Raw genomic sequence first — 22,541 nt, forward strand, 5'->3', positions numbered from 1 at the left:
AGGAGTCCCATGTCTTTGCTCTTGAAGCTCGCCCGCAACGCCCGATGGACCTTGTTCGTTGCGCTCGCAACCAGTCTCGTCAGCGGTTTCGGTAACGCGGGCCTGGTCGCGCTCATCAATCAGGCGCTGTCGGCCTCGACTTCGCAGCTCGCGCGTCTGGGCTGGCAGTTCGTCGTGCTCGGCGTGATCGTGCTCGCCACGCGCACGCTCTCGCAAACGCTGTTCATGGACCTCGGCCAGCGCGCCAAGGCGGATCTGCGCATGCAGACGATCCGGCGTCTGGGCGGCGCCTCGTTCCGCCATCTGGAGCAGCAGGGCGCGGCGCGCTCGCTCGCCGTGCTCACGCAGGATCTCGACGCCATCGTGATGCTGTTCGTGCGCATGCCCGCGCTGGCGATGCAAAGCGCGGTCATCATCGGCTGTCTTGCGTATCTGAGCGTGCTGTCGTGGCAGATTCTGCTGGTGGCGATCGTGACGATCGGCATCGGCGCGGCCGGTTTTCGCGCCGCCAACGGACGCGCGCTGTTTCACCTGCGCGCGTCGCGCAAGCGCGAGGACGATCTGGTGCGCCACTTCCGCGCGCTGTTCGACGGCGCCAAGGAACTGAAGCTGCATCGCCTGCGCCGCGCCGCCTTCATCGACGACACGCTCTCCACCAACGTCGAAGCCGTGCGCGTGCAGCGCACGCGCGGCTACGTGCTCTACGCGGCGGCGGCGAGCTGGGGCAGCTTCATCCTGTTCGCCTTCATCGGCATCACGCTGTTCGTGGTCGCGCGCCTGTATCCCGTGAATACGCATGTGATGTCGGGTTACGCGATGGTATTTCTCTACATGATCATGCCGATCGAGTCGCTGCTTTCGGCGATTCCGAACATCAGCACGGCGCGCGTGGCGCTCGAACGCATCGAGGAAGTGAACGCCGAACTGCCGCTCGAAAACGGGCTCGATGCGCCGGTCAAACGCGGCTTCCAGAGTCTCGTGCTCGACGGCGTCACGCACCGCTATTTCCGCGAGAAGGAGAATGATGTCTTCACGCTCGGGCCGATCAATCTGAGCTTCAAGCCCGGCGAACTGGTCTATCTGATCGGCGGCAACGGCAGCGGCAAGACCACGCTCGCGAAGATGATCGTGGGGCTGTACGCGCCCGAGAGCGGGCGTATCCTGGTGGACGGCGCGCCCGTGAGCGAAGCGGATCGCGACAGCTACCGGCAGTTGTTTTCGGTGGTGTTCAGCGACTTCTTCCTGTTCGACAGTCTGCTCGGCATGCGCTTCGACGGGCTCGATCAGACCGCGCAGGATCTGCTCGTGCATCTGCAGCTCGATCACAAGGTCAGCATCAAGGACGGCGCGTTTTCCACGCTCGAACTCTCGCAGGGACAGCGCAAGCGCCTCGCGCTGCTGGTCGCGTATCTGGAGGATCGCCCGTTCTATCTGTTCGACGAATGGGCCGCCGATCAGGACCCGCTGTTCAAGGATGTGTTCTATCGCAAGCTGTTGCCCGAGCTGAAGGCGAAGGGCAAGACCGTGGTGGTCATCACGCACGATGATCGCTATTTCCATCTCGCCGATCGCTATATCAAGCTCGAATACGGTCAGCTCGTGGAAACCGGCCTGGGCGCCGATCTGGGCGCGCGCGCGGCGGGCAACGGCGAGCAGGGCGCGGATCATGCGCCGCTCGCACGCGTGGCCACGCGCTGAAACCGATGCACGCACGGCGTCGATGATGTCGATGTCATTTACCGTTGAAGATGCCAATGAGCTTGACCATGAATCTTTCGCACGACGAGACGTTGCCCGAAGCGCCCGCCAATGCCGATGCAAGCAACAATGCAAGCGCGGACGCCATTCATCCGGCGACACGTCCGCAGGACGCTCACGCGTCGGCGATGTTCACGCTCGACGGCGTGTCGTTTGCGGCGGACGGCCGCACGCTGCTCAAGCCGCTCTCGCTCACGCTGGCGAAGCACCGCATGTATGGCCTGATCGGCCATAACGGCTCGGGCAAGTCGACGCTCGTGAAGCTGCTCGCGCGCCAGCAGCAGCCCGCCGCGGGCACGCTCACGTTCGCGGGGCAGCCGCTCGCGCAGTGGGACAACCGCGCGTTTGCGCGCAAGGTCGCGTATCTGCCGCAGCAACTGCCCGCCGCCGACGGCATGACGGTGCGCGAGCTGGTCGCGCTCGGCCGCTATCCGTGGCACGGCGCGCTCGGGCGTTTCTCGCGCACCGACACGCAAAAAGTGCTGGAGGCGATGGAGCAAACCGACGTGGTGCGCTTCGCCGATCGCGCCGTGGACAGCCTCTCGGGCGGCGAGCGTCAGCGCGTGTGGCTGGCGATGCTGGTCGCGCAGGACAGCGACTGTCTGCTGCTCGACGAGCCGATTTCCGCGCTCGACATCGCGCATCAGATCGAAGTGCTCGCGCTGGTGCGCCGCCTGAGCGAGGAGCGCGGCATCGGCGTGGTGGTGGTGCTGCACGACATCAACATGGCGGGCCGCTTCTGCGACGAGCTGATCGCGCTCAAGGGCGGCAGTCTGCTTGCGCATGGGCCGTCCGCCGAGCTGATGCGCGCCGAGACGCTCAGTGCGATCTACGGCATTCCGATGGGTACGGTCGCGCATCCGGACGGCGGCATGCCGATCAGTTTCGCGCATTGAGCGCGCGATTCGCGCCCGCCGAACGCCATTGAAACGCCGCCCAAACTTCGTTTTCCGACACCGCACCCGACGCCACCTTCGATGAAACGATTTTCCGCAGCAGGCAATCTCCTCGCCGGCGCGCTGTGCGCCGTTCTGGCCGGCGCGTGCACGACGTCCACGCAACAGCAGACGCAACAAGCGCAGCAGTCTCATCAGGCCTATCGCGCGGACATCCGCCGCACCGCCGACGGCATCCCGCATATCCGCGCGAACGACTGGGGCAGCCTCGGTTATGGCACCGGCTACGCGCAGGCGCAGGACAATCTCTGCACGCTCGGCGATGCCTTCGTGACGTATCGCGGCGAGCGCTCAGAGCAGTTCGGCGCCGAAGCGCGTCCGCCGGCGGCCGCGTCGTTCGGCCAGCCGCACAATCTCGACGCCGACTTCTTCTTCCGCTTCGTCGCGGGCAACGACGCCGTGGCGCGCTTTCGCGACGCGCAGACGCCGCGCACGCGCGCGCTCGTCGAAGGCTATGCGGCGGGCTATGACCGCTATCTCGACGATCTGCGCGCGGGGCGCTTCGCCGACGCGCATGCCGCGTGCGCGAACGCCGCCTGGCTGCGCCCGATCGACGCCGACGATGTCTATCGCCGCCTGATCGCGGCCGCGCTCGCGGGCGGCGAGGCGCATTTCGTCGAGGCCATCGTGCACGCGAAGCCGCCATCGGCCGAAGCCGCGCCTGCCGCGAGCGCGCCGCAAGCCGCGCGGGCCAGCGCCACGACGGCGTCGATCGAGATCGCGCCGACACGCTTCGACATCGACCAGCGTGCGGGCATCGGCAGCAATGCGCTGGCGTTCGGCGCGGCGAAAACGCGCGAGGGCGCGAGCCTGCTGTTCGGCAATCCGCACTGGTTCTGGCAAGGCCCCGACCGCTTCTACGAGGCGCAGCTGACGATTCCGGGCCAGCTCGACGTGGCGGGCGCGTCGTTTCTCGGCGTGCCCGTAGTGATGATCGGTTTCAACGACAACATCGCGTGGACGCACACCGTTTCGCAGGCACGCCGCTTCGGCATCTTCCAGCTTGCGCTGGTGCCGGGCGCGCCGACGCACTATCTCTACGACGGCCGCGACGAAGCCATGCAGGCGGTGCCCGTCACGGTGCCGGTGCGCGGCAGCGACGGCACGATCACGCACGTCACGCGCACGCTCTATCGCTCGCGCTTCGGCCCGCTGATCAATCTGTCGACGATGTCGCCCGCGCTCGCGTGGAATGCGCAGCACGCGTTCGCGTTGCGCGACGTGAACGCCGACAACACGCGCGTGTTCGAGAACTTCCTCGCGTGGGGCAGCGCGTCGTCGCTCGACGACTTCATCGCGATCCAGAAGCGCTACGCGGCCATGCCGTGGGTCAACACGTTTGCGATCGGCCGCAACGACCCGCGCGTGTGGTTCGCCGACATCGGCGCGATGCCGGGCGTGAGCGACGCGCTCGCGCAGGCCTGCACGCCGCCGCTCGGCCGCGCGTTCGACGCCAAGGCGCCGGGCGTGCCGTTCCTCGACGGTTCGAAAAGCGCCTGCGCCTGGCAGAGCGCGCCCCACGCGCCGCAGGCGCAGACGCTGGGCGTGGCGCAGATGCCGTCGCTCACGCGCGACGACTACGTGGGCAATTTCAACGGCAGTTACTGGCTCACGAATCCGGCCGCGCCGCTCATGGGTTTTGCGCGCGTGACGGGGCTCACGGGCACGCCGCAGACGCTGCGCACGCGTCTGGGCCACGCGCTGGCTGCGCAATTGCAGGCCGCGCCGGGCGGCGTCACGCGTGCGGCGCTGGAGCAGGGCGTGCTGGCGAGCCGGTCGATGTCGGAGGAGCTGTTGCGGCGGCCCGTGCTCGACGCGCTGTGCAAGCGCGATCGAGCTACCCAGGCGACGACGGCGAATCCCGCAGACGATGCCGACGTCGCGCAAGCCTGCAACGTGCTCGCGAAATGGGACGGCACGGCGCGCAGCGACGCGCGCGGCGCGAATCTCTGGGACGAGTTCTGGACCCGCGCGAGCAAGGTGCCTGCCGACAAGCTTTATCGCGTGCCGTTCGATCCGGCCGCGCCGCTCACCACGCCGAACGGCCTGAATACCGCCGATGCCGACATCGTCGCCGCGCTGCGCCACGCGCTCGCCGAGTCCGTGCGCGCGCTGCGCGGTTTCGGCTTCGCGGCCGACTCGCCGCGCGGTCAGTTGCTCTACACGCAGCGCGGCGCGGTGCGCGTGCCGCTCTACGGCGGCTGCAACGACGCGGGCTATTTCACGGTGGTGTGCGCGCAGCATCCGCTGAACGCCGGCGGTTATGCGATGGACGGCAGCGGCCACGGCGACAGCTATGTGCAGGTCGTGAGCTTCGGCCCGCAAGGCGTGCATGCCGACACGATGCTCGCTCACTCGCTCTCCGACGATCCCGCTTCGCCGCATTTCAGCGACGCGACGCGCGAGTTCGCGCGCGGCGCGTGGCAGCGTTTCCGTTTCACCGAAAGCGAGATCGAGGCCGATCCGGCCTTGTCGTCCACGCTGCTGGAGGCGGCGCCGTCACGTTGACGGCTGCGTGGTCGGGCTCGCGCCCGGCATGACTGCGCCAGCGTTGCCACGTCGTGCCGATGTCGCGACGGCGTCCCTTGTCGCGAGACGGGCACGCGGTGAAGCGCGTACGTATGTGCTTCGTTCGGGAATGAACGGCGCGGCCGTCATGGCGGCCGCGCCGTGTTGCCGGGGTCAGTCGGGGCGGCTAGGTGCCGATCACCACTCGACCACGACCTTGCCGAAGTGGCCGCCGCTTTCCTGAAAACGGAATGCATCGGCGAGTTGTTCGAGACCGAAACTGCGATCGAGCACCGGACGAATGCGCGTCTGCTCCAGTGCGGCGACGAAGTCCCGCTGCTGCTGGCGGCTCCCGACAATCAGCCCTTGCAGACGAGCCTGTTTCGCCATGAGCACCGAAGTCGGCACATCGCCTTGACGGCCCGTGAGCACGCCGATCAGCGAAATATGGCCGCCCACGCGCACTGCGTCGATCGACTGGGCGAGCGTGCCCGGGCCGCCGAGTTCGACGACGTGATCCACGCCACGGTCGCCCGTCGATTCGCGCACGGCGCGGCCCCAATCGGGCGTGGTGCGGTAATTGACGCCGTCGTCCGCGCCCAGTCCACGCGCACGCGCGAGCTTCTCGTCCGAGGAGGACGTCACGATCACGCGCGCGCCCATCGCCTTGGCGATCTGCAAGGCGATGATCGACACGCCGCCGGTGCCGAGGGTGAGCACGGTGTCGCCCGCTTTCAACTGGCCGTCGCCGACCAGCGCGCGCCATGCGGTCAGTCCCGCAGTCGTGATCGTCGCCGATTCGGCATGCGTCCAGCCGCGCGGCGCGTGCGTGAACGCATTGGCGGGACGGACCGCATACTCCGCCGCGAAGCCGTCGATGCCGTCGCCCGGCGTGCCCTGGAAATTGCCGACCTCGGCGAACGCAGGACCGGCGGGCCAGTGCGGAAAGAAGCACGACACGACGTGATCGCCGGGCTTGAATTCGCTCACGCCCGCGCCGACGGCCTCCACCACGCCCGCGCCGTCGGCCATCGGCACGCGGCCGTCGGCCGTGGGAATGCCGCCGTTGGCGACCAGCAGATCGTGAAAGTTCAGCGAAGTCGCGTGCAGCTTCACGCGGATTTCGCCCGCAGCGGGCTGCCCCGGATCGGGCAGATCGGTCAGTTGCAGGTGATCGAGGCCACCTGGCGTACGCACCACAATTGCTTTCATGCTCGTTTCACCTTGCGTGAGGCGGCGACGAGGCCGTCGAGCCAATCCTGATGACCGTTGATCATCGGATTCGGCTTCGTGTTATGCAGTTCGACTGCGGGCTTGCCCTTCTGGCTTTCCTGCGTGAGGATGCGCACGCGTTTGCCGTCGAGATCCTCGACGAGCCACGCATGAATCACATCGAGACGCGAATCGCCTTCGCCCGTCCAGCCATGCCACGCCACCCGGCCTGGCTGCCCGCTGGTCGGCGCGACATATTCGGTGCATTGCGATTCGACGGGAAAGCCGAACGTTTCGAAGTAAAAGCGCGCGCCGCTTTCAAGCACCGGGCCTTTGTCGTCGTGAAAGCGAATATTCGCGGAGTTCGCGTAATACGCCGGCCAGCGGGCCGGGACGCTCAGCTGCGGCCAGACCTCGGCGGCGCTCAAGCCCGCGACGATCACTTCGTTCGAGCAGAAGTTGTCGGTGAAGCCCGGGGTGTAGCCGTCGGGCCAGATGATCGCATTCATTTGCATGGCATTGCTCCGTCGCGCGCCGACTCGACCGGTCCGGCGCGAATTCAGTGAACCCGCAACGAGCCGTATGGTGACACGTTGCCGAAAAGCGTTGCGCCATGATGGCCGGTTCGCTGAAATCGATCCAATCGAATCTTCGTATTTTTGTCATTACGAATGTTGATATCTGGATCGAAACGGTTGGATTGCGCAGCGCAGCGGACGAGCCGGGGGATGAGGGGCAGGTAAGGAACTGATGGGTTTGCTACGCGTTTTGCAACGTCTGCGCATGAAATGAATGGTGGGGGCGAGTGCCGTCGACGCAGCCGCCCCCACAGAGTCAAACCGCCGGCACTTGCTCGAGCGGCGATTCGTCCCGCGCGGCCAGGCGCGTCAGGTTGAACAACAGCAGTTCGATCGCAACCAGCGCAATGGCGGCATAGCCGATCGCACCGAAGCCAATGAACTTGACCAGCGTGCCGCCAAGAAATGGCGCGATGGCGGCGCCCACCATCAGCATGGCGGGTGTGGCCGCCACCGCGCGTCCGGTCGGGTCCAGGCGAGCCAGCAGACCAAATGCAAAGGTGTGCGTGAACAGAATCGTGAACGCCATCAGCGCTCCTGAAGCGGCGAACAACAGATAACTCCAGGTATGCGTCACGATCATGGCAAACACCGCCTGCATGATCGGTCCGATCGAAATCACCGTGGTGGCCTTGATGCGCTTTTCGAGCAGACCGGCGAGGGGCGCCGGAAAGAGCGTGACGATCCCATAGAGCACGAGCGCGAGCGTCACCAGTTCACGGCCAAAGCCGCGTGCGATGCCGATGCGTTCGTAAAAGCTCAGCGTCATCGCCTGGGTCATGGCGAGCAGGGCGATGCCGACGATCGAGTACCAGACTGCACGCGAGAGCGGTTGAGCCCGCGCCGACGATCCCTCGCGTTGCTCATCGTCTTGCCGGCTCGGACGCGGGAAAGACAGCACGCCCATCACGGCGGCCAGCGCCATGATCGCGGCAAAGCCGATGAACAGCGTCGCGCCGCCGAATCGGGCCAGCAAGCCCGGCGTGCCGCCCAGAAACACGATGCCGAATATGCCGATCGCCAGCCCCGCCCACGCAAAAACGCGGTGCGGATTGAGCGCGCGCCCGATGGTGCCGTGCGTAAAACTCAGCGCGGTTCCCGCCGCGAGGCCGCCTGCGAAATGCAAGGGCGCCAGCGTGCTCATGCTCGTCTGGCCATAACAGAGCGCGAACGCCAGCGCGGCAATCGCAAAGCCCGCGACGGCGGCCCACCGCGCGTTCACGCGGTTGAAGCGGGAAGCAAAGAATACGCTCGACAACGACGCGCCGATCAGAAACAGCGTCGGCAGGGTGCCGGCCTGTTGCGGATTGAGACGATAGTACGCGATCAGTGTGCCGACCCACAACGGCAGCGCGACGAGATCAAGCATGCCGGCGCAGTGGGCAATCATCAGCGTGGCCATGCCGCGCGCGCTTTCGATTTTTGGATGTTGGCTTGGCTGTTGCATGTTCGTCTCCTTGTCAGAACGCATGAATCCAGCGCAGATTCACGTGCGTGCCGGAGTAGGTGTTACGTTCGACGACGGGAAAGTAGAGGTTGGCGAAGACGAAGTTATGTCGATTGATGGTCCACTCGGCGCCCGGGCCCAGCGAAAGATTCGTCGTGCGCGCCGCGGGCTGGCTCGCGCCGTTGACGCGGTCGTCGGTGATTTGACGAAACCAGAAGCCGTTCAGGCCCACTTCGAGATTCGGCAAGATCTTGTAGGCCGCCGCGAAATTGGCCCACACCGCCTGGCCCGCCTGAAAGTTCATCATGTCGGGTACTTCGAATGGGTTATTGATGCCCGGATTGGTGTTCTTCAGGTTGTACAGATAGTGCATACGCACCGACACTTCCGTTTTTGGCGTAGGCAGAATCGTCACCGACCAGTACGGGTTCAGCGACCAGAAGTTCGAGCCCGGATTGACGAGCCGATTCGGGTCGTAAGCGCCCGTGGGCGCGATGACGTCGAACTCGAAACGCTGCACAAAGACCGGACGACCGTTGCTGATCACGGGCGCCATCTGCAGGAACGGACCGAAGGTAATGTCGCCGAAGCCGGAACGCGAGGTCAGCGTGGGCGCATAGGGATTGAATTCGGTCGAGTGCGAATTCAGCCAGGCAACCGGCAGCATCGCCGTGAATCCGAGCGAGCCGCCGAGAATGTGAATCGGCGACGTATAGACGATCTGCGGCATCCAGACCAGCGCATTGAGCTGCGCGTCCTTGAACGCCGGGCTGCGTGCGCCCGTATTCGTATAGAAGTTCGTGTTGTGTTCGTACTGGAGGAGTTGAATGCTCGTCCAGCCCGGCTCCGTCGAGCCGAATGCGTCGTTGAACGTCGTGGCGCCGAGGTCGATGCCGGCCGGTTGATAGGTCGAGGCCTGCACGAGGCATGACATCGCGGCCAATGTCGCGCCAGCGACGACCTGTCCATATCGACCCATCCTGCTGTGATATCCGATTCCGTTTGTCATGCTGTCTCCTTTATATAGTAGTACTGGTTATTGCATGTGAATCTTTACATCCGGGCACGACTCCCAAGGTCTGGCAATGGCGAACGGTCCGCGACGATTCGATCGCGGCCGTTTCTTATGATTAAATAGTTCGTAGTCCGATAAAAATGAACGACTACTCAGTCGTTCATTCACGGATGATTCAGGCTAATTCAACTGCTGCCGCCACTTCTTCGTTTATCGGCTTGACGATGCGAAAGGCAGAACGAGGCGCGACAGGTGCGTGGCATCCCGGTAAATCGTGTGACTGACTGCGCGGCCAACGGGCAGATGGAACGCATCGGGCGGCAACAGCGAGTTGTGTTCATCCACCAGCGGCTCGTTGCACATGAGTTCGACCACCAGCTTGTGGCCGGGCTTGAACTCGTTGGCGAACGGATAGAGCCGGATGACGTACTCGTTGATCACGCCAGGCTCGACCGGCACGCTGCGCGTGTGCGGGTGATACGGATTGCCTTCGGTGGTCCGCTCGTCGAGTTCGCGGTGCGACGCCTTGAGAAAACCCGTCGTGACGAGTTGACGCTTGCCGGTCGGCGCTTCGTCCCACATGCGCAGAATGAAGTTGGTGTCGTCCTGATCGATGGCCGCGTAGAGGTGCGCCGCGCCCACGCCATGTACCGAGGTTGCGCTCTGGAACGGTTCGGTGGACCACGTCAGCTTTTCGACCTTGTCGACGACCGTCAGCGGCGCCTGATAGAAGCCTTCCGCATGCGCATGCTCCGCGTCGAGCGGTTCGGGTTCGAACGCCAGCTTGCTACGGGTGCGCAGATACAGCGAACGGTATTCGACGGGCGTGACGGGCCAATGCTCGCCGCTCATCCACTGGCGGCTGCCCTCGACATGCACTTTCACGGGCGGCTCGTCCATGATGCCGTTGTCGATGCCCTTGAGCCAGTAGTCGTACCAGCGGAACATGGTGTCGTGCTCGTCGACCCACGGGCGCGTCTGCATCGGCGGATACGGCCCGATCTCCAGCTTCTTGGGGCCTTTGAGCACGTCGAAAAGCTCGAGGGTGCCATCGACGGTCCAGCCTCGACCCTGGTTGATCTGCAGATACACCGGGATGTCGATGTTGCTCGCCAGGTTGATCGGATTCTGTTCTTCGTACCACTCGCCGTCGAGGTGATTGGTGACGATGTCGAACCACGATTCATGGTGAATCGGATAGTTCAGCACATGCACGAGGTTCGGCCAGGCCGCGACGTCGGGATCGGCGAGACGCTCGGCCACGCGCTGGCGAACCGCTTCCTCGGAGTACGTTTCCAGCATGCGCGACTTGTGCCGATGCGTGAATGCCCAGCCCGAATCGCCGCCGCGGCCTTCGCGCGCCGCGCGCGGCATGAACCACATCACGCCGCCGTGATAGGTCGTCTCATAGAAGTCGAAATGACCGCCGCTGACGAAAATAGCCTTGAGATGGGGCGGGCGTTCGGCGGCGGCAAAGATCTGCATGGAGCCGAAATACGAAATGCCGATCATGCCGACGACGCCGTTGCACCACGGCTGCGCGGCGACCCATTCGATGAAGTCGTACGCGTCCTGCCCGAGCGGCACGCCGCCCGCGTTGTAGTTGCCGATATGTTCGCCTTCGGATGCGCCCGAGCCGCGCACATCGCCGATCACGTGCACGTAGCCTTCCTTCACCACGCGCGCGATGTCACCCGCTTCGATGCAGCCGTCCCACAGCGGAGAAGGGCGGCGCTGCGGCGGCATGGTGAGCGCCAGCGCCTGAAGTTCCTTGCCGTAAGGGCTCAGTGCGACCAGCGCGGGACGCGGCTCGTCGCCTTTGGCGTGATAGGCATCGGCGGCCAGATGAACGCCGTCGCGCATCGGAACGCGCAGGTCTTTGTGTACGACGATCATGACCGATAACCCTTGTGAAAGTAGCCGTGCATAGTGGTGAAAAACGGTGAGGGTTCGAGCGTGGGATCGCCCTCGTAGCGCAGGTATTGCGCGATACAGCAGAAGGGCGAACAGGAGGCTTTCGCTACGGCGTCGCCGTCGAGGCCGAATTGTTCGGTGGCGGCGCGCACGCGGGCCTCGATGTCGAGGCTTTCCTGGATTTTTGCCGCCGCCTGTTCGCGATCGAGCACCACGCCGAGCGATTCGGCGTTCTGGCTGCGATAGGGATGGCCGAGGAACAGGCGGTTCGGCTTGACGTGGTCGCGCAGGTGTAGCAGGCTCGCGCGGTACGCGTCCGGATCGGCGTAGCTCGGAAAGCCGTTGGCGGCGCCGTGAATCTGCACCGCGTCGCCGACGAAGACGTCGCGCTGACCTTCTACCACGTACGCGACCGAACCGGCCGTGTGGCCCGGAACGGAATGCACGGTGATCTTCACGTCCGGTCCCAGCGAGATTTCATCGCCGTGGCGCACGATCACGTCGGGTTCCATTTCGCCGGAGATCGCGGCCTCGCAGGCGGCCGTCAATTTCGCTTCCGCGTCCGCGTCGTCGATATAGCGGCCGCGCGCGGCCAGATACTCGTCCACATGCGTGCGGCGGGAACGAAGGAACGGTACGTCCGCCTCGTGAATCACGATTTTTGCTTTGCGGCCCGTGAGTTCCCACAGCGCATGCGTGCCGCCGATATGGTCGATGTGTCCGTGCGTCAGCAGAATCCAGCGCACGTCTTCGATGCGCCGGCCCAGTTGCGCGAGCGCCGGCGCGATGCCATTGGCGGGCGATGCGGCGATGCCGGTATCGACAATCGCCGGCTCGCTGCCGTCGATAAAAAAGCTGTAGAGGCCAAAGCGTCCCCACTGCGAGAACAGCGGGTGGATATCGACGGTTTTCATCGTTGAGGATTCCGGATGAAATCGGCCGTCTCGGCGAACACGCCCTGAAACTCGGGAAGCCACGCGAAGTACTGAACAAAGCCATGCGCCGCCGACTCGTAGCGATGCACCTTCACGGGGACGCCCGCTTGCTTCAGGGCGTGGCCATACAACTCGCCCTCGTCACGCAGCGGATCGCACTCCGCCGTGACGATGAGCGCCGCGGGCAATCCGGCCAGATCGTTGCGCTTGATCGGCGAGACGAGCGGGTTGGCGGGATCGGCGCCGCTGTCGATGTAGAACGCGTTGAACGGCTTCAGCGACGCGGTCTCCAGACCGTTGCCGACGGCGTTGGTCTTCAGCGACGCGTAGCGCTCGACATCGAAGTCGAGATCGAGCGACGGGTAATAGAGCACCTGATGCGTGATGCAGTTCAGGCCCGCGTCGAGCGCCATCGCGGTGACGGCGGCCGCGAAGTTGCCGCCCGAACTGTCGCCGGCCACCACCAGCGTCTCGCCATTCCAGCCGATGCCGTTCTCCGGCTCGCGGCCATGCTGGGCGATCCACTCGAGCGCGGCGTAGCAGTCGTTCAGACCCGCGGGAAACGCGTGCTCGGGCGCCAGCCGGTAGTCGACCGCCACGACGGCGCATTGCGTCGCATTGGCGAGCGCGCGCGCCACATGATCGTGCGTGTTGAGGCTGCCGAGAAAGAACGCGCCGCCGTGGAAATACACGAGCACCGGATGCGTGTCCGCCGCCGTCGGCTGATAGATGCGCACGGGCACGTCGCCCGCGGCCGTCGGCAAGATGCGTTCGGTGACGGCGTGCACGGGCAGGCGCTGTTCGATGGGCGCAACGTGGCTTTCGTCCGCCGCCCGCATGGCGGCCGGATTGAGCGGACCCGCCGGCGGGGGCGGCAGGGAAGCGATGAACTGGGCAACCTGAGGATGAAGGGCCATGATTTAGCTCCGTGCGGCGAGTTCGCCTTGATGCTGGCTCGGGAAGACGCTTTGGACTTCGTCCTCGCTCCAGCTTTGGCGCGACAGACGTTGAAGTTCGTCGGTGACGGGCTTGCGGCTGGCCTGGTATTGCGCCAGCGCTTGCGGAATCGACTCGGCCTCGCTCAGGCAGGCGGCGAGCGCGCCCGCGTCGAGCACCGCCGAGTTCGCGCCTTGGCCCTGATGGTGCAGCATCGCGTGCGCTGCATCGCCGATCAGCACGACCGAATTCGAGTGCCACGTCGGCACCGGGTCGATGTCGTAGACGGCGCGCAGGTTCACCTTGTCCATGTCGAGCCCCTCGGTGATCGCCACCAGTCGAGAATCGAAGCCCGCCACGACCTTCAGCAACTGTTCCTTGCTCGCCACCGGCGCGGGCGTGGAGTCGGTCGCGAGACAGGTGACGTCGAACGACACTTCGTCGCGATGACGCAGCGGCAGCAAATAGATCTTGGTGCCGTGGCCCACGTACATGCGCAGGTTGCCGTCGTCCACGAGACCGCAGGTATCCGCCGCCGGGATAACCGCGCGATACGCGTGTTCGCCCGCGAAAACCGGCGGCTTGTCGCTGAACAGATGCTGACGCACCTGCGAGCGAATGCCGTCGGCGCCGACGATCAGATCGGCCGTCACGCTCACGCCGTTCGCGAAGACCGCCGTGGCGCTGTCGCCGTTGTCGACGATCTGGCTCAGACGGTGATTGAGCTTCACCATGCCTTCGGGCAGCACGCCCAGCAGCGCGTCGATAAAGTCGCCACGGTGCACGAAACGCGTGGTCGCGCCGAAGGCTTCTTTTTCGGGCCACTCTTCCATCGCGATGCGTTGCCCGAGTGCCGTGAGGATTTCGAAATAATCGCTCGCCGACGTCACGGCGGCGATGCGCTCGAATATGCCGAGCTTGCGGAACTGGTCCATCGTGGAGGGACGCAGGCCGATCCCGGCACCGACCTCTTTCACTTCTTGCGCCTGCTCGTAGACCGTCACCGTGGCGCCGGCCTGGCTCAGCGCCAGCGCGGCCGTGGCGCCGGCATAACCGGCGCCGATCACGGCGATATTCAGGTTCTTCAAATTACCGGGTGTCATGATGTGTCTCTTGAGTTGATTGTTCTGTCAATGCTGCGGGTTCGGCGTCAGGGCGAGAAACTCCGCCGTGTTCTGCACGAACAGCTGGTCGATGACCGCGTCCTCGACGCCTTCGGCGCGCAGGTCGGGCAACAGCTGTTCGAACAGATAATTCACGGTGTGGCCCTTCACGCCGGGCCAGCCGAGCGGCGAGCAGTTCGCATCCGCCGACGCCAGCACCTGTTTCACCAGACCGGTGTTGAGGAAGCGCAGGAAGTGCTTGAGACGCTCCTGACGATGGCGGCCCCAGAACGGCGGATCGGGCAATTCGAGGTCGTAGCCGAAGGTGTCGAAGCCAATCCGGCCGCCCGCTTCCAGAATGGCTTTCTCGTTGACGAGGCCTTGACTGACGCCATCGTCGGCGTGGCCGAACAGCACGCGATGGCAGGGCAGTTCTTCTTCCGCGAAGATGTTCAGTGCCGGCGCGGAATCGACGGCGAGGTGGGTGAAGATCGGCGCGCCCGTGATGCGCGAGGCGCGCGCCGCCGCGCGATAGATGCGCAGATCGAGCTCCTTCATCTTGAAGCCGCGGCTCACGCCCACCTTGATGATCCCGGCCTTCGCGCCCGTATCGCCGATACCGACCGTGATTTCGTGCACGAACTGATCGGTCAGATACTCCACGCTCGCGCGCTCGAAGAACGGCAAGGCGGTGTCGCCGCCGACAAAGCCCGTGCTCGCGACGATATGCACGCCGGTCTTGTCGGACAGCGACTTGTAGTAGTCGATGTCGCGGCCGTTGCAGATGCCCGTGGCTTCCACGAAGGTCGCCGCGCCCCACGGTTTCGTGTTTTCGTGAAACCGGCGCAGCTTGGGCACCGTCTCTTCATAACGCTGCTCCGGCGTCTTCCACCAGCGGCTGTCGAGCTCGCAACCGGGCATGCCGTAGCCGATGTGTTCGTGGATCGCAACAAAGCCAAGCTCCGCCGCCGAAATCGTGCCCAGCACTGTATTTACGCGTGTCATTTGGCTTCCCCGTTGACGCTCAGGAGTTGGGCGGTGTTGGTCATCAGAATGTGGGCGATGTGTTGCTGCGACACCCCGGCTGCCTCGAGCATGGGCGCGAATGTCGTGAGCACGTCGCAGTACGGAAGGTCATTGCCGGCTTCGCCGAACGCGATGCCGGTGGCGCTCGACGAGAGCACGATGCGATCGACGTGGCCGGCCTCGATCAACGCGACGATCAGGTCGACGCGCTCGGCGTCGGTGATGTAGAGCGGGTCGGTCGAACCAATGTGGTCGATGCCGACTCGCACGCCCGCGCGTGCAACCGCCATCGGCCAGTCTTTGGCGACGGCGTCGCGGCGATCCATGCCGCCCATGACCAGACGGTCCGGGTTCAGCGCTTCGTCGAGCGCCAGTTGCATGTCTTCCAGCGCGTTGGCGCCGTATCGGATGAAGACGGGCACGCCGTAGGTCGAACCGGCGCGCGCCGCGCCGCGCACGAGGCTGCCGTCGGTCGGCGTCATGCCGCTGCGGGTCACCGCCGTGGCGACGAGGCCCGCGGGCGCACGGCGCTCGAAACGCGGCACCACCATGCCATCGTTGACTTCGCGGCCGAACATCTCGGCGAACTTCGCGGCCGGCCAGGGCGCGGGCGGATTGGTCTGCGGCGTCAGAAAGTAGCCGCCGAGCATGACTTCCGGACCTTGCCCGGTGGACGCGACGATATGCACGCCGGTGGCGCGTGACAGCGCTTCATACAGGCGCAGGTCGCGCCCCTCGAACATGCCGGTCGCGTCGACGATCGCGCCGCCGCCTGCGGCCTTGAACGCGCGCAGCTTGGCTGCGATGGCGTCGAAAATCTCCGCGCGATCGAACTTGAGGTCGTAGGCGTACTGCGCGCCGGGCAACACGTACAGCAGCGATTCGCTGATCAGCGTAATGCCCAGTTCGCGGGCGTCGACGGGGCCGAGCACCGTGTTGACGGTCCCGGCATCGACGCCGCCATCGTTGCGTGCGGCAAGGATGAGGGACGTGAAGGGCGGCGTCGGCTCCGGGACGCCCTGGCTGTGTTTAACGCACATGTCGGCCTCCGAGGGACTCAGGACTGCGATGCACGTCGCCAGCAATAGAAACGGTCATGCGACTCAAGAGGATGTCTCCTGTTCATTGATTACAATGTTGTATTGTTATGACAAAGCGCCGGGCAAAAAAAACCGTCAGCGGCTCAGACCGAAGGCGTACTTGAAGTCTTCGGCGCGGTGTACTGCCCGGCGCCAGCCGCCGGGATGCCCGTCACTGCTGAAAAGCGTCGTCTCGGCGACCAGCACCGGCGCGCCAACGTCGACTTCGAGCGCCTGCGCCTCTTCCGGACTCGCGCCCGACGCCCAGATGTGCTGCTCGCCGCGCGTGTACACGACGCCCAGCGCTTGCTCGATCAACGCGAACACGGTGCCGACGCGCTCGAGCTCTTCGACCGACGGCGCAAAATCGGGCGGCGTGCAAAGGTAGGTACAGGCCCAGACCAGCGGGGCGCCTTTGACCGAAATGACGCGCTGGAGATAAAGCAGCTTCTCGGGCGAGGTGAGGCCGAGCGCCTCCATGACGGCTTCCGGCGGCTCGACACGCTGAAGGCCGGTCACGCGCGAGGTCGGCGTCAAGCCTTGCTCGGTGAGGTAGCGGGTCAAACCACCCAGTTCGAGCGCCGGAGGCAGGCGCACATTCACGCCGTGAACCGGAAACGTGCCTTTGGCGCGCTGGCGAACGACGTAGCCCTCGTCGACCAGTTCCTTGAGCGCCTGACGAATCGGTGCCCGGCTCACATGAAACCGTTTCATCAGGCTGGCCTCCGTCAAGGCCGGCGCGGTCGCGCTGCCCGCACCCTGCAACTCGTTGATCAGGATCTGCTTGATCTGGCTGTACAGGGGAATGGTCGAAATCCGGTCGATGGTCTGTTGCATGGCAGGATATTGGTACAAGGTTGTACCAATAATATTGTTATGCCAAAGTGATGTCAACTTGAACCTGAAAACGGGCGAGGAGGCGGTTCTTGTCGTCGGTGAGGCGGGCGGTGCGCGGGAGGCGCCGGCGCGCCGAACCTGGACTACGCACCGGATGGCCGACGACCGCCTGCGCCCGCGATGTCGCCGATTCAGGCGTTCGACTGCCGGAGGACGTCGCAGTGCCGTAGGTCACTGAATCGGAGTTTGTTCGCGGACCGCGCGATGACCGGGCATCGCGTGCTCCCGCGAAATACCATGATCCCGTCACCGGTAAGACGGGGTTGTGCAAAAGTCCGCGATCAAGCTCCCTGACGGCAATTCGTTCACGAAGTCGCGCTGGTTCCCACAAATGGCGAGTTGGAAGCCAGCGCGTCGATCTGAAGTCCAGCCTGCTCTCTGCCGTGATTTTCCTGCTCCAACCAGATCTGGCTGTCGGGAAACCAGAAAGCGTTTGCGCGCGGAGGTGCGACGAGCCTGACTGGCAATGACGGATTGAAGATCCTGGACCACGCGGACAAATACGAGGGCGTCTTGATCAGATACCCGCAACTCGAGAGAAGCAGGCTCGTAATCAGCGCTTCGCGCCCGATCGCAAGCCCGGGGTGTCCGCTGAAGTGCACCGGCTTTTCTCCATTTGCCAGCATTGTCGCGGGCGCGATATCGACTGGCACGGCGAATCCCCAGTTCTTGAAAAAGTCGAGAAAGGTCTGCTCGTCGCTCGACACGAAGATGTTCGTGAGATGCGGATGGTCGGAGAGCGTTTTCTCTACCATCCGGCAAAAGGCATCTCGTTCGATTACATGGGCTTCGTGCTTCTTGTCGGTTCCGCGAAAATGCACCCCGAGTGTAGATGGACCAATACCCAGTCTCCGGCATGTCGTGTCGACCTCGGTCCGGATCGATGGAGCAGGGCGATACTGCGAGAGAAACACCGTGCTCGCGTGTGTCAGCTGAAGGCCCGACTCGTATCGACGAAACCCCAGATTTCCAAGGTCTTCCACTCGTGACGTTCGCAAACGCAAGTTTGAGTCCCGCGGCGTAGCACCGTGTGCGATGTTTTCGAAGCACTCGGCAAGCCAGTCGACTTTGCCCTGCGCGTCACCATAACTGCCGCCTCGCGCGGAGATGAATGGCGTCAGATTTTTTTCTTCGCAGTAGAGCAGGATGCACAACACGATTTGCATCACGGAGAAAAATCCCGAATTTGCGCGAATTTCTATCGCAAAGTATCCGTGATTGAAGTGCTGCTTCAGATGGAGCGACAAACGCGACGGGGAATTGAGCGCGTTCTTGAAGGCTTCACTTCGCCGGATCTGTTTTGCGAGGTCAATAAAGTCTTCGAACATGTCAGCTCTCTCCTGTCACCGGCAACACGTTACCAGCCCGGTGCGCGTTATCAATGACGATCCGGTGGATATATATTTCGCAAACCTTATTAAATGGCGTGAAGTGGATATTCGAAAATCCATGTCATCGTATCGAACCTTGGTGTACGTCGCCGAATGAAAAAATAAGATTATGTGCGGCACCGCACCATGGCTGGCGCCATGCGCATGCACCGCAATGGCGAGACGGCGCGGAGTTGGTTGCCTGAAGGGTAAAGGTTTCCAATCGCTAACTGAGCGTCATGGAAGGCAGGCAAGCCCGTCGCCGACCGATAAATCAGCGCACCCGGGTCATTGTGATTGCCATCGGGATTATGCGAGCGCGCCAGGCAGGCCTTTCGACACACGCTATTTGCATCACGGCAAGTTAGGAAAATCTGACATGCGCATATGGGGAAGCCGCTGAATTCGTGCGGCAAACACATTCATCCATTCGACCAGAAGCTCATGGTCAGCGCGGTGCAATCGCCCCAGAACCGCAGATAGCGCCAAAGCTAGCCTGGTCGTTTTCGCGGTCGGAAGTCTCTGTGACAAGTATGTGAAATACTGCACTGGTCAATCTCGGCCAGGGGCGTAAGTCGCGCCACCGTCAAATTCGCGACCCCGTGTTCCATTCTCAAATGAGGCCGATGAAAGTATGCGTGCGGTTATTCACACGAGAATACGATGTTAATTTCCGCACAGCCTATTTTCGAATCGTTACCAATCCGTGTAAGTATTTCCCGCGAGCTCTCTAACCGGCGGCCCGGCAATTCCGCACGCGCGGTACGGTAGGATGGTTGCGCTTTAACCGTCCTTCACGTTCTCGTCCTATCATCCGCCCCAATGCGCAAGCCTGCCCAATCCGACGCTCTCGCCTCGCACATTCACGCGCGCTCGCTGCGCTACTTCGACGCCATCCGCCGTCACCGCTCGATTCGCGAGGCGGCGCGGCAACTGCATGTCGCGTCGTCGGCGGTGAACCGGCAATTGCTGAAGCTCGAAGCCGAAGTCGGCACGCCGCTGTTCGAGCGTCTGCCGGGCGGCCTCGCGCTCACGGCGGCGGGCGAGGCGTTCGCGCGTCACGTCATCACGGTGCTTCAGGACGCGCGCCGCTTCGACAGCGAAATGGATGCGCTGCGCGGTATCCGGCGCGGCGAGATTTCGCTCGTGACCGTCGAGGGGCTCAACACGAGCCTGCTGCCCGACGTGGTGGAGCGCATGCTGACGCGCTATCCGGGCATCCGCTTTCATGTGTATACGGCGGGCTCGGCGGCCATCCGGCGCATGATTCTCGACGGCGACGCCGATCTCGGTCTGGCGTTTTCGCTGCCGCACACGGGCGATCTCCAGCAACTGGCGGTCGGCCGCTTCCAGCTGGGCGCGATCGTGGCCGCGGGGCACGCGCTCGCGGCCGAGGCGAGCGTCACGTTCGCACAATGCGCGCGGTTTCCGCTGTTGCTCGGCAACGCGCGGCTGTCGATCGGTGGCCTGCTCGAACCGCTGATCCGCCGCTATGCCAAGCCGCTCGACACCGTGCTCGAAAGCGATTCGATCGAGCTGATGCGGCGTCTCGCGGCGCGCGGCCACGGCGTGGGCTTTCAGACGCGGCTCGGCCTCGAAAACGATTTCGCCGAAGGTTCGCTCGTGCACGTCCCGCTGCGTTCGCCGCGTCCGCTCGTCTCGGAGCTGGGCGTCTACGCGCGCGCCGGCCGCACGATGACGCCGGCGCTCGACGCCTTCGTGCGCCTGCTCGCGGAAGCCATCGCCGAACGCGAACAGGACGAGCCGATCGTGTGAGCCCGGGGGAAGGCAACGGCCACCCGCCAGCCCCGGCGCGTGCACGTGCGAGCCGATGCCGAAACGGCATCACCATGGACACTTTTCTCTGCTTTTTTGAGCACGGCGGCGCGGCTAGACTTGCCTGAAATCCTTTTGCAAGGAATCCGCATGTCAGTCTGCCCGCCCGCCGAGGCGCCGTTCGCCGCGCGCATCGTACCCACGGCCACGCTGCCGGTCATCGATATCGGCGGTCTCTTATCGGCGCAGGCCGACGATCGCGCACAGGTCGGCGCGGCGCTGCACGCCGCCTGCGCCGACAAAGGCTTCTTCTACATCGCGAACCACGGTGTGCCCGTCGCGCTCGTCGACGCCGCGCGCCGCGAAGCGGAAGCCTTCTTTGCGCTCGACGAGTCCGACAAGCGCCGTGTCGACAAGGCGCTTTCGCCCTGCAACCGGGGGTACGAGCCGTTGCGCGGCCAGGTGCTGGAGGCGGGCACGCCGCCCGATCTCAAGGAAGGCTTCTACATCGGCAACGAACTCGCCGACGACCATCCGCACGTGCAGGCGCGCACATTCAACTGCGGGCCGAATCAGTGGCCCGGCCATTCGCCGACGTTTCGTCCCGCGATGCAGGCGTATTTCGACGCGCTGTATGCGCTGTCGAAACGTCTGACGCGCGGCCTCGCGCTGGCGCTCGGTCTCGCCGAGGACCACTTCGACGGATTCTGCGACGACGCGATGGCCACCCTGCGCCTGCTCCACTATCCGCCGCAACCGGCGGGCGCGCTGCCGGGGCAGAAGGGCTGCGGTGCGCACACCGACTTCGGCTGCCTCACGCTGCTCTGGCAGGACGAGCACGGCGGCCTGCAAGTCGAGGACGGCGACGCCTGGATTCACGTGCCGCCGCTGCCGGGCACCTTCGTCGTCAATCTCGGCGATCTGATCGCGCGCTGGACCAACGGCCGTTATCGCTCGACGCTGCATCGCGTCGTCAACGTCTCGGGGCGCGAGCGCTACTCGATGCCGTTCTTCTTCACCGGCCGCCCGGACTATCTCGTCACCTGCATAACGGCCGCGCCGGGCGAAGCCGCCGCGTGGCCGCCGATCACGGTCGGCGACCACTTGCAGGCCTGCTACCGGAGAACCTACGGATGACGCGCGCGGCCGGCATGCTGCTGATCCACGGGGCCTGGCAGGGCGCGTGGGCATGGGACGCGTGGCGCGCGCCGATGCGCGAGCGCGGCTGGCTCGCGCACGCGCTCGATCTGCCCGGCAATGGCTGCAACGGCGGCAACGGCGGCGATCTCGCGCGCACCGCCGCGCCGGGCGAGATCACGCTCGATACCTATGTCGGAGCCGTGCGCGCGCAGCTCGATCGTTTCGACGGCCCGTGCGTGATCGTCGCGCATAGCGGCGCGGGCGTGATCGCCTCGCAGGTGGCCGAAGCCGTGCCGGAGCGCGTCGCGGCGATCGTCTACGTCGCCGGGATGATGCTGCCGTCGGGCATGGGTTACGGCGAGCTTGTCGAAGCCGCGAGCGCCGAGTTCGAGAACGCGGGCGGCATCGCGCCTTACCTGGTCTGGAGCGACGACGGGCGCGTGTCGCGCGTGCCCGCCGCCGCCGCGCTGGAAATCTTTCTGCACGACTGCCCGCCCGACGCGGCGCGGCGAGCGGCCGGCCTGCTCACGGCGCAGGCCGAAGGCGGCCGCGCGCTCGTCGCGACGCTGAGCGCGGCGCGCTTTGGCCGCGTGCCGCGCGTCTACATCGAGGCGACGCTCGATCGCTCCGTGCTCTTGCCTTTGCAGCGCCGTATGCAGGCGCTGGTGCCCGGCGCGCGCGTGCGCACACTCGAATGCGGCCACGTTCCGCAACTCGCCCAGCCCGAAGCGCTTGCGCGGATCGTCTGCGAAACGCTCGCCGAACTCGGTATCACCCATGACGATCTGTCCGCCGCCGCACGCTCCGCTTCCTCACCTCGCGCCCTGAAGGGAACGCCCACATGACGACGCCCGCCTGTCTTAACGCCTGTCTCAACGATTTGCCGTCCGC

Annotated in this window: 18 protein-coding genes; 6 read left to right on the plus strand and 12 right to left on the minus strand. The window is 64.7% G+C overall.

Annotated elements, in window-relative coordinates:
* Positions 1-9: 9 nt before the first annotated feature.
* The 3 genes from G5S35_RS35700 (at position 10) to G5S35_RS35710 (ending at position 5,222) form a co-directional block, all read left to right on the plus strand.
* Positions 10-1,698, plus strand: coding sequence for a cyclic peptide export ABC transporter (locus G5S35_RS35700; protein WP_082992130.1), 1,689 nt, complete (start codon positions 10-12; stop codon positions 1,696-1,698).
* Between the two features lie 188 nt (positions 1,699-1,886).
* Entirely contained in the window at positions 1,887-2,654 is a 768-nt protein-coding gene (locus G5S35_RS35705) for an ATP-binding cassette domain-containing protein (protein WP_065063033.1), read from the plus strand.
* Positions 2,655-2,735: 81 nt separating this feature from the next.
* Positions 2,736-5,222 carry a penicillin acylase family protein gene (locus tag G5S35_RS35710; protein ID WP_183040191.1) on the plus strand — a complete coding sequence of 829 codons (2,487 nt, stop codon included), beginning with the start codon at positions 2,736-2,738 and terminating at the stop codon, positions 5,220-5,222.
* Between the two features lie 198 nt (positions 5,223-5,420).
* Here G5S35_RS35710 and G5S35_RS35715 read toward each other — a convergent pair whose 3' ends face one another.
* From G5S35_RS35715 to G5S35_RS35770, 12 genes are all read right to left on the minus strand, one after another.
* Positions 5,421-6,434 carry a zinc-dependent alcohol dehydrogenase family protein gene (locus tag G5S35_RS35715; protein WP_176080655.1) on the minus strand — a complete coding sequence of 338 codons (1,014 nt, stop codon included), beginning with the start codon at positions 6,432-6,434 and terminating at the stop codon, positions 5,421-5,423.
* A complete protein-coding gene (locus G5S35_RS35720) occupies positions 6,431-6,949 on the minus strand; it encodes an SRPBCC family protein (protein ID WP_420874553.1) in 519 nt (172 codons plus the stop codon). Before G5S35_RS35720 ends, G5S35_RS35715 begins: the two co-directional genes overlap by 4 nt.
* A 319-nt stretch (positions 6,950-7,268) precedes the next feature.
* Positions 7,269-8,459, minus strand: coding sequence for an MFS transporter (locus tag G5S35_RS35725; protein WP_124261923.1), 1,191 nt, complete (start codon positions 8,457-8,459; stop codon positions 7,269-7,271).
* A 13-nt stretch (positions 8,460-8,472) separates the two neighbouring features.
* On the minus strand, positions 8,473-9,468 hold the full coding sequence (locus tag G5S35_RS35730) for a SphA family protein (RefSeq protein ID WP_110329052.1): 996 nt from the start codon (positions 9,466-9,468) through the stop codon (positions 8,473-8,475).
* A gap of 216 nt (positions 9,469-9,684) precedes the next feature.
* Positions 9,685-11,370 carry a CocE/NonD family hydrolase gene (locus G5S35_RS35735; RefSeq protein WP_110329051.1) on the minus strand — a complete coding sequence of 562 codons (1,686 nt, stop codon included), beginning with the start codon at positions 11,368-11,370 and terminating at the stop codon, positions 9,685-9,687.
* On the minus strand, positions 11,367-12,302 hold the full coding sequence (locus G5S35_RS35740; RefSeq protein ID WP_183040192.1) for an MBL fold metallo-hydrolase: 936 nt from the start codon (positions 12,300-12,302) through the stop codon (positions 11,367-11,369). The genes G5S35_RS35735 and G5S35_RS35740 overlap by 4 nt, the downstream gene beginning before the upstream one ends.
* The gene (locus tag G5S35_RS35745) at positions 12,299-13,240 is read right to left on the minus strand and encodes an alpha/beta hydrolase (protein WP_183040193.1); all 942 of its coding nucleotides are present in this window, start codon (positions 13,238-13,240) and stop codon (positions 12,299-12,301) included. The genes G5S35_RS35740 and G5S35_RS35745 overlap by 4 nt, the downstream gene beginning before the upstream one ends.
* Positions 13,241-13,243: 3 nt before the next feature.
* Entirely contained in the window at positions 13,244-14,362 is a 1,119-nt protein-coding gene (locus G5S35_RS35750; RefSeq protein ID WP_183040194.1) for an FAD-dependent oxidoreductase, read from the minus strand.
* A gap of 27 nt (positions 14,363-14,389) precedes the next feature.
* Positions 14,390-15,367 carry a phosphotriesterase family protein gene (locus tag G5S35_RS35755; RefSeq protein WP_176080659.1) on the minus strand — a complete coding sequence of 326 codons (978 nt, stop codon included), beginning with the start codon at positions 15,365-15,367 and terminating at the stop codon, positions 14,390-14,392.
* Complete coding sequence (locus tag G5S35_RS35760) at positions 15,364-16,428, minus strand: phosphotriesterase family protein (RefSeq protein ID WP_183040195.1); 1,065 nt, start codon at positions 16,426-16,428, stop codon at positions 15,364-15,366. The genes G5S35_RS35755 and G5S35_RS35760 overlap by 4 nt, the downstream gene beginning before the upstream one ends.
* Positions 16,429-16,563: 135 nt before the next feature.
* Complete coding sequence (locus tag G5S35_RS35765; RefSeq protein ID WP_065062913.1) at positions 16,564-17,304, minus strand: GntR family transcriptional regulator; 741 nt, start codon at positions 17,302-17,304, stop codon at positions 16,564-16,566.
* A gap of 365 nt (positions 17,305-17,669) precedes the next feature.
* Positions 17,670-18,692, minus strand: coding sequence for an O-fucosyltransferase family protein (locus G5S35_RS35770; RefSeq protein WP_074987188.1), 1,023 nt, complete (start codon positions 18,690-18,692; stop codon positions 17,670-17,672).
* Positions 18,693-19,556: 864 nt separating this feature from the next.
* Between G5S35_RS35770 and G5S35_RS35775 the strand changes: the two genes are divergently transcribed.
* From G5S35_RS35775 to G5S35_RS35785, 3 genes are all read left to right on the plus strand, one after another.
* Positions 19,557-20,510 carry a LysR family transcriptional regulator gene (locus G5S35_RS35775; RefSeq protein ID WP_183040196.1) on the plus strand — a complete coding sequence of 318 codons (954 nt, stop codon included), beginning with the start codon at positions 19,557-19,559 and terminating at the stop codon, positions 20,508-20,510.
* 150 nt (positions 20,511-20,660) lie between these two features.
* Complete coding sequence (locus G5S35_RS35780) at positions 20,661-21,647, plus strand: isopenicillin N synthase family dioxygenase (protein WP_176080661.1); 987 nt, start codon at positions 20,661-20,663, stop codon at positions 21,645-21,647.
* The gene (locus tag G5S35_RS35785) at positions 21,644-22,495 is read left to right on the plus strand and encodes an alpha/beta fold hydrolase (protein ID WP_183040197.1); all 852 of its coding nucleotides are present in this window, start codon (positions 21,644-21,646) and stop codon (positions 22,493-22,495) included. Before G5S35_RS35780 ends, G5S35_RS35785 begins: the two co-directional genes overlap by 4 nt.
* Positions 22,496-22,541 lie beyond the last annotated feature (46 nt).

Source organism: Paraburkholderia tropica, from assembly GCF_014171495.1.
GTDB classification, from domain to species: domain Bacteria; phylum Pseudomonadota; class Gammaproteobacteria; order Burkholderiales; family Burkholderiaceae; genus Paraburkholderia; species Paraburkholderia tropica.

What these genes read in the sequence shown, in the direction of transcription:
- G5S35_RS35700 (WP_082992130.1), top strand. Translation starts at nt 10, where the DNA reads ATGTCTTTGCTCTTGAAGCTCGCCCGCAACGCCCGATGGACCTTGTTC.
- G5S35_RS35705 (WP_065063033.1), top strand. Translation starts at nt 1,887, where the DNA reads ATGTTCACGCTCGACGGCGTGTCGTTTGCGGCGGACGGCCGCACGCTG.
- G5S35_RS35710 (WP_183040191.1), top strand. Translation starts at nt 2,736, where the DNA reads ATGAAACGATTTTCCGCAGCAGGCAATCTCCTCGCCGGCGCGCTGTGC.
- G5S35_RS35715 (WP_176080655.1), bottom strand. Translation starts at nt 6,434, where the DNA reads ATGAAAGCAATTGTGGTGCGTACGCCAGGTGGCCTCGATCACCTGCAA.
- G5S35_RS35720 (WP_420874553.1), bottom strand. Translation starts at nt 6,949, where the DNA reads ATGCAAATGAATGCGATCATCTGGCCCGACGGCTACACCCCGGGCTTC.
- G5S35_RS35725 (WP_124261923.1), bottom strand. Translation starts at nt 8,459, where the DNA reads ATGCAACAGCCAAGCCAACATCCAAAAATCGAAAGCGCGCGCGGCATG.
- G5S35_RS35730 (WP_110329052.1), bottom strand. Translation starts at nt 9,468, where the DNA reads ATGACAAACGGAATCGGATATCACAGCAGGATGGGTCGATATGGACAG.
- G5S35_RS35735 (WP_110329051.1), bottom strand. Translation starts at nt 11,370, where the DNA reads ATGATCGTCGTACACAAAGACCTGCGCGTTCCGATGCGCGACGGCGTT.
- G5S35_RS35740 (WP_183040192.1), bottom strand. Translation starts at nt 12,302, where the DNA reads ATGAAAACCGTCGATATCCACCCGCTGTTCTCGCAGTGGGGACGCTTT.
- G5S35_RS35745 (WP_183040193.1), bottom strand. Translation starts at nt 13,240, where the DNA reads ATGGCCCTTCATCCTCAGGTTGCCCAGTTCATCGCTTCCCTGCCGCCC.
- G5S35_RS35750 (WP_183040194.1), bottom strand. Translation starts at nt 14,362, where the DNA reads ATGACACCCGGTAATTTGAAGAACCTGAATATCGCCGTGATCGGCGCC.
- G5S35_RS35755 (WP_176080659.1), bottom strand. Translation starts at nt 15,367, where the DNA reads ATGACACGCGTAAATACAGTGCTGGGCACGATTTCGGCGGCGGAGCTT.
- G5S35_RS35760 (WP_183040195.1), bottom strand. Translation starts at nt 16,428, where the DNA reads ATGTGCGTTAAACACAGCCAGGGCGTCCCGGAGCCGACGCCGCCCTTC.
- G5S35_RS35765 (WP_065062913.1), bottom strand. Translation starts at nt 17,304, where the DNA reads ATGCAACAGACCATCGACCGGATTTCGACCATTCCCCTGTACAGCCAG.
- G5S35_RS35770 (WP_074987188.1), bottom strand. Translation starts at nt 18,692, where the DNA reads ATGTTCGAAGACTTTATTGACCTCGCAAAACAGATCCGGCGAAGTGAA.
- G5S35_RS35775 (WP_183040196.1), top strand. Translation starts at nt 19,557, where the DNA reads ATGCGCAAGCCTGCCCAATCCGACGCTCTCGCCTCGCACATTCACGCG.
- G5S35_RS35780 (WP_176080661.1), top strand. Translation starts at nt 20,661, where the DNA reads ATGTCAGTCTGCCCGCCCGCCGAGGCGCCGTTCGCCGCGCGCATCGTA.
- G5S35_RS35785 (WP_183040197.1), top strand. Translation starts at nt 21,644, where the DNA reads ATGACGCGCGCGGCCGGCATGCTGCTGATCCACGGGGCCTGGCAGGGC.